Genomic DNA, 13,799 nt, shown 5'->3' with positions numbered 1-13,799 from the left:
GGTAAATGAAAAAAGTCGCAATTATTATTAGTTCACCACCTCATGGCAGTGCTAAAGGTCGAGAAGCATTGGATATAGCCTTAGCTGCATCCGCATTTAATCATATTTCTGTTTTTTTTATTGATGATGGTGTATTCCATCTGTTGCCTAATCAATCTCCAGAACACATTTTAATGCGTGATTATATTGCGACATTTAATATGCTTGAACTTTATGATATTGAAGATGTTTATGTATGCGAATCTTCACTTAATACACGAAACCTTGCTAAGGTAACACAGAATATTGCTTGTAAAGTTATTAATAACCAATCATTAAATCAATTATTAAATATCCAAGATGTAATCTTAACATTCTAATTTTTATACTGAAACGTATAGATAATCTGAAACTTTTTTACAAACAAGATTTATAAAAAGAGACAGCTAATGGATTAGGATTAACGTAATTTTTATGAGATTGGATGAGGCAAAATAAATAATCCACGCTATTTTTTATACTGTATAAATATTGTGGATTATTTTATTAATATAATTTTATTAACTTTTTACTATACTAATTCTTTCATATGATTGGCGATTTTTTCTGCTTGCTGACCAACTACAATTTGTACACCTGTTTTCCCTAATTTAATTACTGCCATAGCGCCAAGAGCTTTTGCCGCTTGTTCATCAATTAGATCTGTGTCTTTTACACTTAAACGTAAACGTGTGATACAAGAATCAATATTGGTTAGATTTTCTTTACCACCAACGATTGCTAAATATTGCTGAGCAAGTGTTGATAAATCACTTGTTGTTGCTTTTTGTTGTGTTTCTTCTACTGTGGTGTCCGCACTATCATCATCCTCACGTCCAGGTGTTTTTAAATTGAATTTAACAATCACAAAACGGAAAACTACATAGTAAACAACAAAGAACACTAAACCTTGAAGGATTAGCATGTACCAATGAACAGCTAATGGGTTGCCTGATTGCAGTAACATGTCGATTAAACCAGCACTGAATGCAAATCCAGATATCCATTGCATAGTTGCAGCAATAAATAGAGAAATACCAGTTAAAATAGCATGAATTAAATAAAGCACTGGCGCTACAAACATAAAGGCAAATTCTAACGGTTCAGTAATACCAGTAAAGAAAGCGGCGAAAGAAGCTGCTAACATAATTGAAGCCGTTTTATCTTTATTCCTTTTTTTCGCTGTATGATACATAGCTAATGCTGCGCCAGGTAAACCAAACATCATAATTGGGAAGAAACCTGCTTGATAACGGCCAGTAATCCCTATCGTTGCCGTACCCGCCGCAAGACTTTTTTCCGGTTGCAAGAAATTACCAATATCATTAATACCTGCTACGTCAAACCAAAATACTGAATTTAGCGCATGGTGTAAACCAACAGGAATTAGTAGACGGTTAAAGAAACCATAAATACCTGCTCCAGCTGAACCTAAATCTTTGATTTGTTCACCAAATGAAGTCAAAATACTAAAAACCATTGGCCAGATAAAATATAAAATAAAGGAAACCAAGAGCATTACAATAGATACAATAATCGGGACTAAACGTTTACCACTGAAAAAAGCTAACGTTTTATGTAATTCGACCGAATTAAATCGATTGTAAATTTCCGCAGAAATAACCCCAACTAATATCCCAATAAATTGATTATTAATTTTGTCATATGCAAGTGGTACTAATTTTTCCCAACCAGCTTGTTCAATATCAATCCCATTAAAAAGGGCATATGACTTAGTTGATAAAAGTGTGGTAATAATTAAAAATCCGACTAATCCCGATAACGCTGCCGCGCCATCTTTGTCTTTAGACATACCGTAAGCCACACCAATTGCAAACAATATTGCCATATTACCGATAATAGCACCACCAGATTGAGTTAAAAATGTTGCAACAATGCTACCGGAGCCCCATGGCATACCATTAATCCAATTCCCTATTCCTATAAGTATTGCAGCAGCAGGCAATACAGCAACTGGCACCATAAGCGAGCGCCCAATACGTTGCATATAAGCTAAAATTCCCATTAGTTTAACCTCATATATTTATTAAAACTATATTTAAAAATGATCTTTTATTATACATTTTCAAATAGTAGTAAACGATCGATCCTATTTCACCTTATATTATTTTACTTCGCAAATTAATTATGCATTTTATGTGATTTATGTCACGATTTTTTTTGATTAATTTAGTTAATATAGTAAAATACAGTCAACATATTTTATTTATAAAAAAAAGTTATTTAATTATATCAAAAGAGGTATTATCGCATGAGGCTTATTCCTTTACAAAATGCACAAGAAGTTGGGGCCTGGGTGGCGCAGCGCATTGTAAAAAAAATCAATGATTTCAAACCGACAGCTGATCGTCCGTTTGTTTTGGGATTACCAACAGGAAGTTCACCATTGGTCATGTATGAACAACTTATTAAACAATATCAAGCAGGCAAGGTAAGTTTTAAACATGTGGTTACGTTTAATATGGATGAATATGTAGGACTTCCAGAGGATCATCCAGAAAGTTATCACACATTTATGTATGAAAATTTCTTTAACCATATTGATATTGATAAAAACAACATCCATATATTAAATGGTAATGCAGCAGATATTGACGAAGAATGCCGTCAGTATGAAGAAAAAATTAAAAGTTATGGTAAGATCAATGTGTTTGTTGGCGGTGTTGGGCAAGATGGACATATTGCTTTTAACGAACCAGGCTCTTCGCTTTGCTCTCGTACTCGCATTAAAACATTAACCGAAGATACACGAATTGCTAACTCCCGTTTTTTTAATAATGATGTTAACCAAGTGCCAAAACATGCATTGACTATTGGTGTTGCAACTTTAATGGATGCACAAGAAGTCATTTTATTAGTTTGTGGTCATAATAAGAGTTTAGCACTGCAAGCAGGAGTTGAAGGTTCGGTTAATCATCTTTGGACTGTGACTGCATTACAAATGCATCCAGCATCGCTTATTGTTTGTGATGAGCCAAGTACTGATGATCTTAAAGTAAAAACCTTAAAATATTTTAAACAAATGGAAGCTGATAATCTAAAAGTGACCGTTTTATAAAGGATAAACCAATGTACGCATTAACAAATTGTCGTATCTATACAGGTTATGAAATTCTTGAAAATCACGCCGTTATTATCGACGGCGATAAGATTGCTAAGATCTGTAAACAAGACGAACTATCTGCAAATATCACTATTGAAGATTTACAAGGTGCTATTGTTGCGCCTGGGTTTATTGATATCCAAGTAAATGGTTGTGGTGGTGTGCAATTTAATGAAACACTTGATGCGTTAAGCGTTGAAACATTAGAAAAAATGCAAGAGACTAATCTTGCTTATGGGTGTACTAGCTATTTACCGACTTTAATCACATCAACAGATGAATTTATGATAAAAGCGGTAAAAGTGATGCGTGAATACTTAGTTAAACATCCTAACCAAGCATTGGGTTTACATCTTGAAGGGCCTTATATCAATCCTGAGAAGAAAGGTATCCATGATGAAAATATCATCCGTCTACCATCTCAAGAAATGATCGACTTCCTTTGTGATAATGCCGATGTTATTAAAATTATTACTTTAGCACCAGAAAAAGTTGAAGCTCATTTTATTAAACAATTGGTTAATGCTGGTATTCATGTTTCAGTTGGCCATTCCAACGGTCATTACGATGATTGCCGTCGAGGTTTTAATGCTGGTATTCGTTTAGGTACACATTTATTTAATGCTATGCCATATATTACTGGGCGCGAACCAGGTGTAGTTGGTGCAATTTATGATGAACCTGACGTTTATGTTGGTATTATTGCCGATGGACAACATGTTAGCTGGGCAAATATCCGAAACAGCCATAAAATCAAACAAGATCACTTGATATTAATTACTGATGCTATGTTGCTGGCTGGGTCAAATTTAACATCAGCGGTATTTGCAGGTAAAACCATTTATTATAAAGATGGTCGTTGTGTAGATGAAAAAGGTACATTAGGCGGTTCAGCTTTAACCATGATTGATGCAGTAAAAAATGCAGTCGAATATGTTGGTATTGCATTGGACGAAGCATTAAGAATGGCAACCCTTTATCCAGCGAAAGCAATCGGTGTTGATAAAACCCTTGGTAGCGTTAGTGAAGGTAAAATAGCCAACTTAGTTATCTTTGATCGTAACTTTACTATTACTAAAACGGTTGTTAATGGAGAGATCAACGGCTAGAATGTAAGATAATTAATGAAATATTGAGATATCGTATGACCTTTAATTATCTAAACTTAGTTGGAAATGCTGATCTGATCAAACAGCTAAATTACGCTATGATTTATCGTTTGATCGTTCAGCATGCTCCTATTTCTCGTATTCAATTAGCTGAAATTAGCCATTTAGCACCAGCCAGCATTACTAAGATTACTCGCCAACTAATTAAAAAAAAACTGATTAGAGAAGTTGATGCACAACAGTCAACGGGAGGGCGTCCTGCTGTTTCAATTGAAGCTAAATTTAACAATTATCAGACTATTGCTGTTCAGCTCAGTCGTTCACATGTAACAATTGAACTTTATGATATTGGTGGTCGCTGTTTAGCATCGAATGTATATCCATTAACGCATTTTATGCAGGAGCTTGCGCAAAAATATCTGATTAAATTAATTGAGCAATTTATTCAAGAAAATAATAAAAGAATAAAAAATCTTATTGCTATATCAGTCGTACTTCCTGGATTGATTGATTCTTTACATGGTATGATTCGTTATATGCCTCACATTCAAGTTAAAGAATGGCCATTAGCTAAAGAGTTACAAAAACAATTTAATGTTTCAATTTTTTTAGGTAATGATATTCAAAGTTTGGCATTGGCTGAAAGCTATTTTGGTACGACACAGAATGTGGATGATTCTATTTTAATACGTGTCCATCGAGGAGTCGGTTCTGGTGTTATTATTAATCAACAATTACTAACTAATCATAATCAAAGTGCATGTGAAGTTGGTCATATTCAAGTCGATGCGTTAGGTGAACGCTGCCATTGTGGCAATTTTGGTTGTTTAGAAAATCGAGTGGTTAATAATGCGATTGAGCATCGAGCCAAACAGATGATTGAACAAGGCTACCCAACTCAATTATCTCTGGATGAATGCAGTATTGCTAATATTTGTCATTATGCAAATCAAGGTGATGAACTTTCCATCAAGTTAATCAAAGATGCGGGTGAAAATCTAGGTCGTGCAGTTGCTATTATGGTCAATATCTTTAATCCACAACAAATCGTGTTAGCGGGTGAATTAACTAAATCATCAGAAATATTGTTAAATGCGGTAAACTGCGCGTTAAATGCACAAAGCTTAGAAGAGTTAAGAAAAAATCTTACTATCAATTGTTCATCACTCAATGACCGTTCGGCAATTGGTGCATTTGCATTGGTGCAACAAGCTTTATTTAATGGTTCATTATTAATGATATTACTCGAAAACGATATAACTGTATAATGGCATTTATTTATAGCGTAAAAAGCCCGTTAACCGGGCTTTTTTGTTGATTAAGCTAAGATACGAAGCATTCTTCTTAATGGTTCGGCTGCACCCCATAATAACTGATCGCCAACAGTAAAGGCAGATAAATAGTCTTTACCCATATTAAGTTTGCGTAAACGTCCAACAGGTGTAGTTAATGTACCTGTAACAGCAGCAGGAGTGAGTTCTCGCATTGAAAGTTCACGATCATTTGGAACAACTTTAACCCAATCGTTATGCGCAGCAAGTAATTTTTCAACTTCTGGAACACTGATGTCTTTTTTCAACTTAATTGTGAATGATTGGCTATGACAGCGTAATGCACCGATACGCACACAAAGTCCATCAACAGGGATAATTTCGCTAGTACCTAAAATTTTATTCGTTTCAGCTTGACCTTTCCATTCTTCTCTACTTTGACCATTATCTAAAGCTTTATCGATCCAAGGAATTAAACTACCAGCTAATGGAACACCAAAATTATCCGTTGGTAAGCTACCATCTCGCATTTTTTGGGTAACTTTGCGTTCTATATCTAAGATAGAAGAATTAGGATCCTGTAGTTCTTTAGCTACTTCAGCATTAAGCATTCCCATTTGTGTTAATAACTCGCGCATATGACGAGCACCACCACCAGAAGCCGCTTGGTAAGTAGAAACAGATATCCAATCAACTAAATTTTCTGCGAACAATCCACCGAGTGACATTAACATCAAACTTACCGTACAGTTACCACCAACAAAGGTCTTTATTCCTTTGTCTAAAGCGGCATGGATGTTAGCTTTATTTACAGGATCAAGAACAATAATAGCATCATCTTCCATTCGTAGAGTTGATGCGGCATCAATCCAGTAACCTTGCCAGCCTGTTGCACGTAATTTTTTATAAATTTCAGACGTGTAATCACCACCTTGGCAGGTCACAATAATATCTAATGCTTTTAACGCATCAATATTATCTGCACTTTGTAATGTTCCTGTTTTACCGCCAAAAGTAGGCGCAGCTTGACCAGCTTGTGATGTAGAAAAGAAAACAGGGTTGATATAATCAAAATCATGTTCTTCAACCATTCGTTGCATAAGAACAGAACCAACCATTCCTCGCCAACCGACAAAACCAACATTTTTCATAGTTTATTTCCAATAAGTAGATGTTATAGGTAAAGATTATCTACTATTAAAACAAAATATTGTAATAAAACAAGTAAGATAAGAATTATTTTTGTAGTAGCGGATATGATAACGTGGTGTTATATATGATTTTATAGGCAAAACTGAATGTTATACGAGAACTAGCATATCATAAGCTAGTCAGTAATATTGGTTTTCCACATAAAAAACACCACTATATTGACAAAATTATTAACAAAATGGCCAGCATCTTCATTAGCAATTACCAAGACCTGTTCGTCTAAAGAGGTGTGATTAATCTCATTAAGTCGAGCTGAAAATTTTGCACTCTGCCAAGGAAATACACGCTCATCTTTCAATCCGACCGAAAGCATAACTGGTGGGTAGTTAACATCTTCACGTAGATTAAGATAAGCATCGATTGTTTGCAGATTATTAAATTCCTGCTTATTAAAAGGTGAACCAAATTCCGGAAAATTTACACGACCAATTGGTATTTGATCTAAACGGCTCATATTCAACATACCTGAAGTGATTGATGCGGCGGCAAAAAGTTCCGGATGTGTTGCTAATGCCATGCCAATTACAATGCCACCAGCACTGGCGCCACTAATGACTAGCTTGGATGAGTTTGTGTAATGATGATCAATAAGGTATTTTGCGCATTTGATAAAATCATTGACTGAATTTATTTTATTTTTTCCTTTTCCATCATGATGCCATTTAGGTCCGAGTTCTCCACCACCACGAACGTGGGCAATAGCAATAATTCCACCTTTCTCAAGCCAAATTAAACGGGTGGTATCATAATTATTAGGATAATTACTTTCGCCATAAGCTCCATAAACCGTTAACCAAGTTGGATTATTGCCATCAAGTTTGATTCCTTTTCGATGAATAAGGGTAAGTGGAATGAGTTCGCCATCATTGGATTTAACCCATTTTTGCTCTGATTCATAATCTGCAAATAGTGATGCATCAGTCTTTATTATTTTAGAATCTTCAATTAACTGACTATCAGGATCATATTGCCATATTTTTGGTGGTATATTCCAATTTTGTTGGGTAAATAAAATCTCTTTGTGATCTGAACTAGAAAAAATAGCCGTTACCTTATTATCATCACTAATAGGAATCGGTTTTATGTTATGCAGATCGGAAAAAGGAATAGTCACGAATTTATACTTTCCAGATTCATAATAAGCAGATAAATAGCATCTTTACTGGCTGCAAACCGAGTCAATTGACCTTTTTTCCATTCAATTATTTTTTCTTCTCGAGATTGAATATGATTAAGGTCTAATCGAGAAAGAGTATAACCTGAAAAGTTGTTATATTTAGCCAAATAAAGCCAATTATCTCGCAACAAAAAATTCGCTACATTTTGTTTTCTATCGATGATCTTTTTCCAATGTTTGTTTTCCCTATTAGAAGTATAGTTGGTTAAATACAAATCTATGGTATCACCAGATATTGAAGATTCCACTGAAGCAACTGCCCAATTGGCAGATAGAGATAAGTCGGTATATTGGTCAGTATTAGCTTGATAATTCACAATATTGGCTTTGCCAAAAATAGCCATATCCTTTTCAATATTGGTGCCTAAACGATGAAGATAAAGTTCTTCCGTTCCCGACTTCCGATTATCAGAATCAGCAAAATCATTACGATGATAGAAAAAAGATGCATTATCATTCGTCCATACTAAATTGGGTTCAGTAATACCGGATATGCTATCGGATAGATGTGAGCTATTTTTTACATTAATCACATTGATATCTGAAACTTCAGAGCCATTTTAAGAAATAGCATAAGCAACATACTTACCATCATTTGATGGGTAGAAATTATATATACCATATCCTACTGGCGGATCGACTAATAATTTTTCTTTGCCAAGTCGATCTTTAACAAACAAACGGTTATAAGGATGGTTCTCCGTTTCTTTTAGATAAAAGCAATTATCGCCAACATATTGAATATTCCATATGACTGGTTGGGAATCATAGGCTGTTAAGGTATTAAATCGTTTTACTACAGAAGCTTTCCAAGGTAGAGCATTAAGTATTTTTTGGGTTTCATGTGACTTTGTTAATAACCATTCATTGGTTCGTGCTTGATCGGTTTCCATCCAACCATAGTTGTCGACTGATGAATAAGAGTTTTTAGATACACAACTAATGCAATTCATTAATGATAAAAAGATGATAATGATATAAAAATATTTTTTGAATAAGAACATTACCGTTTCCCTTTATCATATTTATAAAAAATGAAGCTTAAATAATCACCTATTTCTATCATTTATATCATGATATATCAAACGGTTATTATTATTTATTCGTATTGACTCACAATTTACCAATACTTATAGATTATTATTGCTATTTAAATAATTTATTTTGATAAAAAAAGCCCGATAATTCGGGCTTATTTAAGTTTGGCGAGTTGTCGATTTTAGAAATCTTCATCACTTGATTCATCTACACTCATTGAGGCCATATTATACCGCTCAATACCTTGAGTTCCGGCTTGTATAATATCGGGTAACAATGTTGGCAGATTTACTTCATCACGTTGCATAAAAGTTTCTAACAACATGGGGACATTTACACCAGTGACTATTTCTATATTAGGAAAATCAGCCATCAATCTAACTAAAGTATTAAATGGTGTCCCACCTTTTAAATCAACAAAACATACAATTTCTGAGCCAAAACCTTGTAACTCTTCTAGCTTTTGTTGCAGTTGTTGTTGAAAATCATCTGTTGATTGTCCCATTGCAAACGAAACTGCTTCACACTGAGATTGTTTACCACAAATCATTTCAGTTGTTTCAATTAAACCTTTCGCTGTTGAACCATGTGTACTGACTAATACAGAAATCATCGATTTAAGTTCCTATTTTAGTAATCTAAACAACGATAATAACGACGGATTGACATTGGATGACGATTTAAATGTTCAACATAAGCATCAATACGGTTATTAATAGCACGGAAAACAAATGGTGAAAGGTTTCCTCGATATTTTTCTGATATGCCTGGTAACTCATAATCTTTGGTATCGATAATGGTGTAATTACCACAGATCTGAGGTAAGAATTTAGCCACTCTTTCACTTAATGGGCGCTGAGTATCTTCACCAACATAAACCGTGACTGCAGTGTCACGGTCGATAACTTCTAACGTACCATGGAAAAATTCGGCTGATTCAATTGATTTTGAGCGTAACCAATGTTGTTCTTCCCAATAACACATGGCATGAGAGTACGTTGCACCCCATTGATTACCCGCACCAACAAAATAGTGCATTGAGTCGTTATGGTGTTTTTCAGCAACTTCTTGACCAAATTTATCGGCTTTTTTCGCAACAGCAACGATATTTTTGGCAAAATGTTGATCCATTTCTTGATAAAACTCATCATAATCAGGGAATTCACCTGCTAAAAACATTAAACGATCCGCTGTCATAAAGAATTTTAATTGTTCATTCATTGGGTAAACAACTACATGATCTGACATATTTCCTAATGGAGTATCTGCTTTATCCATGAAAGCGAATACAGTTGAACCAACTTCTTTTTTAATTTTATCAATAGCAGCAACAACTTCTTGTGTTGTACCTGTTACAGAAGAAATAATAATCAATGTGTCTTTAGTGATACGTTTGTTGCCTGTGACTAAATATTCAGCAGCATGTTGAACGAAAGTTTCAATGGCTGTTTTTTCTTTCATATGGATAACCGCTTGCATTGATGATGCATAAGTACCACCAATACCTAACCAACAAACATTGCTATAACCACGCTCGTGGATTTTATCGATAAATTCATTAATTTGTGGTCTTAATGCTAAAGCACCATTCATGCTGTCTAATTCTTTCTTTTCATCATATTTTCTCATTTTTAGATCCTCTTAATTTTCGAGCTAGTTATTTCATCAAATTCTGGATAGGTTGATTTTTCAAGGTTATGACCTTTTAATCTTGAAACTTGGTAACTTAATAGATGAATAGGGACAGTCATAAACAATGATGCATATAATTCATCTATATCGACATTAAGGCACAAGTCCTCTTCTTTAAGATTGTTACTGCTGTTGGCGTAAATGGTTGAGACATTTTTAACATATTTGTCTAAAAAAACTTTCAGTAAGTTCGCTCGTTGAGCTAACTGGCCGTGGGGCTCAAGAAACACGATATGATCATCCTCATGTAATCCTAAATATGGGCCATGCATGTATTCTTCGAGTTCCTTACCAAAAGCGGTATTACGTACGGTTTCGGTAAATTTTGTTTCGCCTTCTCTAGCAACTCCGTAGGTTGCACCATAACCAATAAATATTACTCTTTTAGCGTGATAAAACTGATGTTGGTATTGATTAACCCACATTTGGGATTGTTCAATGACTTTAGGAAGTAAATGGGTTACTTTCTGAAGTTGATCCAGATAACTATTAAATTGTTGATCATTCAAACTACCCTTTTTTTGAGCAATCACTAAGGAAATCAATATTAAATCAAGAATGGTTACGCTATAACCCGCACTTACATAAGGCATTTCCTCAACTGGAATTCCCATAGATAACACATGATTACTAATTTTATACAATGGGCTATTGGGATTGCTTGTGAGCGTATAGATGGTTTGGTTATTTTTTATAAATTCTTCAACTAAATGAATAGTTGAATAACTTTCACCACCTTGTGAAATAGCAAAATACAAAGTATTAGGATCACTGTAGTGTAAATAATTAGCAGCGATTGATGGATCCTCAATATAAACAGGTACCTTTAAGATCTTACTCATTAAAGATCTTGCACCATAAGCTGCATTAGAACTTGAACCTGTTGCAAATATGACAATTGAGTTAAGTTGTTTAATTTTACCTAAGTCAATATGTTGGGTGAACAGTGTTTGATAATTATCCAAGATGTTCTGATAATATTCAGGCTCTAATGCAACATAATCAGCGATACTTTTCATTTTTTCCCCTTATTATCCTAATAATCCACTCCAAGCGCCAAAAATACCGATACAAGCTATAAGTAATAAAATCCAAGGTGCTTTAAGGCCTTTTTTATCTAATAAAAAGATAAATAAGGTAAATAACAAAGGTAATATTTGTGGCACAATACCATTAAAAATATCCTGTAATGATGTGGCATCGTCGCCAGATCCTATTGTTAATGGCATATTGAGTGTCACCATCGTCGCTACCATAGCGCCAACAACCGATAACCCCAAGATAGAGGCCCCATAAGATAATTTATCCATCAAGCCAGTCTTTTGAACTTTTTCAATAAAAGATGCACCAATGTTATAACCAACGAATAGACCATAATAACGAGCTAAAATAGCAGGGACATTGAAAATTAATAGAAACAGAAGTGGTCCTAAAATATTGCCTTGCATTGCTAATGAAGTACCAATACCTGTGGCAATAACTCGTAAGGTTCCCCAGAAGAATGAATCACCCAAACCACTTAATGGCCCCATTAATGCAACTTTGACATCATTAATTGAACTTTCATCAAACTCATCATTCAGGGCATTTTGCTCTTCCATAGCAATGGAAATACCTAACGGGAAAGTAACTAGCCAAGGCGTAACGTTATAAAACTCTAAATGTCTTTGATAAGCACTAGTTAATTGTTCTGGTTTTTGACTATAAATTTTTTCTAAAGCGGGACGGATCGCAAAAGAATAACCTAAATTCATTTGTCGTTCATAATTCCATGACCACTCCGCAGTAAAAGAACGCCAAAAGGTTTTCATTAAATCATTTTTAGTTAAAAGTTTAGAATTCTTCATTTTCATAGTCGATCTCCTGTCCTACTAAAGCATTGCCTGAATAATTATTAACTTCTTGATTGTTTGAGGTTGTTAATTTTTTGCCGGTAAATGAAGAGTAACCAGTAAGAATTAACGCCATACATGCGCCAAAAATAGCAACACCAGTGACAGGTACTTTCATATATACTGCTACAGCAAAACCAAGAATAAAGAATGTTGCATTGGTTTTTTTGATCATAATTTTCATTAACATAGCAAAACCAAATGCAGGTAATAAGCCCGTTGCGATTCCTAAACCATTAATGACAAAATCCGGAATAACGTCAAGCAAGCCTTTAATTGCTTCACTACCAAATAGATAAGAAAGTCCGACCACTAATCCAATTGGGAGGTTGATGGAAAAAAAACCACCGAAGATATTCATCCGATCAACTCCTTTACCGTTTCCTTCGCTCGCATACCTATCTGCTTTATGAACAAAGTAAGGTAAAATAAATAAGAAACATAAGTTTTTAACAATTAGTACCAGAGAAGCAATAGGAATTCCTAAAGTTAGAGCAACAGCCGTACTTTTACCGGCTCCAATTGCAAAAGCCGTTCCGAGTACACTCCCTGATATAATTTCTGGCGGGATAGATGCTCCAATGGAAAATGAACCAACAAAGGCTAATTCTAAGGTTGCACCAATAATAATACCTTGGGTGATATCTCCCATTACTAATCCTGCTAAAGTACAGGTAACGAGAGGTCTTGATAACATTGATGAACCTAAAAAGTATTCACCATTAGCTAACATAGCAATCAAGGCCAAAATAATTGCTGTAATAACAATACTCATTTTGTGTTCCTTTTTGTCTATTTTTCAAATTTTTGCTTAGATTCATTTGGTATTTGTTGTATGTAAACTTCAACACCATCTTGTTGTAATCCAGCTAATAGATCTGCTTCTAATTCTGTTAAATTGATTGTTTTAGAGTAATTCTTAGTTCCATCACGAGGTTTAGTTCCTCCTAAGTTAAGACTAGTTATTTTTCCTTGCGTACCTCGGATTAATTTTTCTGCATCTGCAACGGATTCAACGACGATTAGCATTTGATATTTATCCGTTACGCCCGAGTTAATTGCTTCAATACTGTCATCAACAGACTTCATTACTAATTTTGCGTTTTCTGGTTTAGCTAATCGAATTGCTGATTTACGAAGTTCATCACTCGCTACAGCATCATTGGCAACTAAAATAGTATTAGCGCCAACATTTTCAAACCATGAAACAACGACCTGACCGTGAACTAAACGGTGATCAACACGTAATAATTTAATCATTTGGTT

At 34.6% G+C, this 13,799-nt stretch carries 13 protein-coding genes and 1 pseudogene; 4 read left to right on the top strand and 10 right to left on the bottom strand.

All coding sequences use genetic code 11. From position 1 onward, the window contains the following. The first annotated feature begins 5 nt into the window (after positions 1 to 5). Positions 6 to 359, top strand: a complete 354-nt coding sequence (gene tusC / locus H3S88_RS02155; RefSeq protein WP_198227369.1) for a sulfurtransferase complex subunit TusC — start codon at positions 6 to 8, stop codon at positions 357 to 359. 191 nt (positions 360 to 550) lie between these two features. Here tusC and nagE read toward each other — a convergent pair whose 3' ends face one another. Beyond that, positions 551 to 2,044, bottom strand: coding sequence for an N-acetylglucosamine-specific PTS transporter subunit IIBC (gene nagE, locus H3S88_RS02150; protein WP_198227367.1), 1,494 nt, complete (start codon positions 2,042 to 2,044; stop codon positions 551 to 553). 246 nt (positions 2,045 to 2,290) lie between these two features. On the opposite strand from nagE, the gene nagB reads away from it, so the two are divergent. The 3 genes from nagB to H3S88_RS02135 are packed head-to-tail and all read left to right on the top strand — an operon-like array spanning position 2,291 to position 5,519. Further along, complete coding sequence (gene nagB, locus H3S88_RS02145; RefSeq protein WP_198227365.1) at positions 2,291 to 3,097, top strand: glucosamine-6-phosphate deaminase; 807 nt, start codon at positions 2,291 to 2,293, stop codon at positions 3,095 to 3,097. Positions 3,098 to 3,108: 11 nt separating this feature from the next. Further along, positions 3,109 to 4,251: an N-acetylglucosamine-6-phosphate deacetylase gene (gene nagA, locus H3S88_RS02140; protein WP_198227363.1), complete on the top strand. Its 1,143-nt coding sequence runs from the start codon at positions 3,109 to 3,111 to the stop codon at positions 4,249 to 4,251. A gap of 35 nt (positions 4,252 to 4,286) precedes the next feature. After that, complete coding sequence (locus H3S88_RS02135; protein ID WP_198227361.1) at positions 4,287 to 5,519, top strand: ROK family protein; 1,233 nt, start codon at positions 4,287 to 4,289, stop codon at positions 5,517 to 5,519. A gap of 50 nt (positions 5,520 to 5,569) precedes the next feature. Here the strand turns inward: H3S88_RS02135 and asd are convergent, their stop codons facing one another. The 9 genes and pseudogenes from asd to H3S88_RS02085 form a co-directional block, all read right to left on the bottom strand. After that, positions 5,570 to 6,673: an aspartate-semialdehyde dehydrogenase gene (gene asd / locus H3S88_RS02130; RefSeq protein WP_025316790.1), complete on the bottom strand. Its 1,104-nt coding sequence runs from the start codon at positions 6,671 to 6,673 to the stop codon at positions 5,570 to 5,572. 176 nt (positions 6,674 to 6,849) lie between these two features. Beyond that, the gene (locus tag H3S88_RS02125) at positions 6,850 to 7,848 is read right to left on the bottom strand and encodes a prolyl oligopeptidase family serine peptidase (protein ID WP_198227359.1); all 999 of its coding nucleotides are present in this window, start codon (positions 7,846 to 7,848) and stop codon (positions 6,850 to 6,852) included. Then, a pseudogene (locus H3S88_RS13230) lies at positions 7,845 to 8,864 on the bottom strand (hypothetical protein). The gene H3S88_RS02125 and the pseudogene H3S88_RS13230 overlap by 4 nt, the downstream one beginning before the upstream one ends. A 266-nt stretch (positions 8,865 to 9,130) precedes the next feature. After that, the gene (locus H3S88_RS02110) at positions 9,131 to 9,562 is read right to left on the bottom strand and encodes a PTS sugar transporter subunit IIA (RefSeq protein ID WP_065738080.1); all 432 of its coding nucleotides are present in this window, start codon (positions 9,560 to 9,562) and stop codon (positions 9,131 to 9,133) included. A gap of 17 nt (positions 9,563 to 9,579) precedes the next feature. Next, positions 9,580 to 10,578: an SIS domain-containing protein gene (locus tag H3S88_RS02105; protein ID WP_198227353.1), complete on the bottom strand. Its 999-nt coding sequence runs from the start codon at positions 10,576 to 10,578 to the stop codon at positions 9,580 to 9,582. A 2-nt stretch (positions 10,579 to 10,580) separates the two neighbouring features. Next, a complete protein-coding gene (locus tag H3S88_RS02100; RefSeq protein WP_065738078.1) occupies positions 10,581 to 11,660 on the bottom strand; it encodes an SIS domain-containing protein in 1,080 nt (359 codons plus the stop codon). Positions 11,661 to 11,672: 12 nt separating this feature from the next. Then, the gene (locus H3S88_RS02095; RefSeq protein WP_198227351.1) at positions 11,673 to 12,494 is read right to left on the bottom strand and encodes a PTS system mannose/fructose/sorbose family transporter subunit IID; all 822 of its coding nucleotides are present in this window, start codon (positions 12,492 to 12,494) and stop codon (positions 11,673 to 11,675) included. Beyond that, positions 12,475 to 13,308, bottom strand: a complete 834-nt coding sequence (locus H3S88_RS02090) for a PTS sugar transporter subunit IIC (RefSeq protein ID WP_198227349.1) — start codon at positions 13,306 to 13,308, stop codon at positions 12,475 to 12,477. The genes H3S88_RS02095 and H3S88_RS02090 overlap by 20 nt, the downstream gene beginning before the upstream one ends. A 17-nt stretch (positions 13,309 to 13,325) precedes the next feature. Next, the gene (locus H3S88_RS02085; protein WP_086308201.1) at positions 13,326 to 13,793 is read right to left on the bottom strand and encodes a PTS sugar transporter subunit IIB; all 468 of its coding nucleotides are present in this window, start codon (positions 13,791 to 13,793) and stop codon (positions 13,326 to 13,328) included. Positions 13,794 to 13,799: the final 6 nt, after the last annotated feature.

This window comes from Gilliamella sp. B14448G11 (genome assembly GCF_016101765.1).
Classification (GTDB): domain Bacteria; phylum Pseudomonadota; class Gammaproteobacteria; order Enterobacterales; family Orbaceae; genus Gilliamella; species Gilliamella apicola_N.
Note: the sequence above shows the minus strand (reverse complement) of the source record. Positions and strands in the feature narration are given on the sequence as shown.

Bases quoted from the DNA above. Each gene is read 5' to 3' on its own strand.
- tusC (WP_198227369.1), top strand. From the start codon at position 6: ATGAAAAAAGTCGCAATTATTATTAGTTCACCACCTCATGGCAGTGCT.
- nagE (WP_198227367.1), bottom strand. From the start codon at position 2,044: ATGGGAATTTTAGCTTATATGCAACGTATTGGGCGCTCGCTTATGGTG.
- nagB (WP_198227365.1), top strand. From the start codon at position 2,291: ATGAGGCTTATTCCTTTACAAAATGCACAAGAAGTTGGGGCCTGGGTG.
- nagA (WP_198227363.1), top strand. From the start codon at position 3,109: ATGTACGCATTAACAAATTGTCGTATCTATACAGGTTATGAAATTCTT.
- H3S88_RS02135 (WP_198227361.1), top strand. From the start codon at position 4,287: ATGACCTTTAATTATCTAAACTTAGTTGGAAATGCTGATCTGATCAAA.
- asd (WP_025316790.1), bottom strand. From the start codon at position 6,673: ATGAAAAATGTTGGTTTTGTCGGTTGGCGAGGAATGGTTGGTTCTGTT.
- H3S88_RS02110 (WP_065738080.1), bottom strand. From the start codon at position 9,562: ATGATTTCTGTATTAGTCAGTACACATGGTTCAACAGCGAAAGGTTTA.
- H3S88_RS02105 (WP_198227353.1), bottom strand. From the start codon at position 10,578: ATGAGAAAATATGATGAAAAGAAAGAATTAGACAGCATGAATGGTGCT.
- H3S88_RS02100 (WP_065738078.1), bottom strand. From the start codon at position 11,660: ATGAAAAGTATCGCTGATTATGTTGCATTAGAGCCTGAATATTATCAG.
- H3S88_RS02095 (WP_198227351.1), bottom strand. From the start codon at position 12,494: ATGAAAATGAAGAATTCTAAACTTTTAACTAAAAATGATTTAATGAAA.
- H3S88_RS02090 (WP_198227349.1), bottom strand. From the start codon at position 13,308: ATGAGTATTGTTATTACAGCAATTATTTTGGCCTTGATTGCTATGTTA.
- H3S88_RS02085 (WP_086308201.1), bottom strand. From the start codon at position 13,793: ATGATTAAATTATTACGTGTTGATCACCGTTTAGTTCACGGTCAGGTC.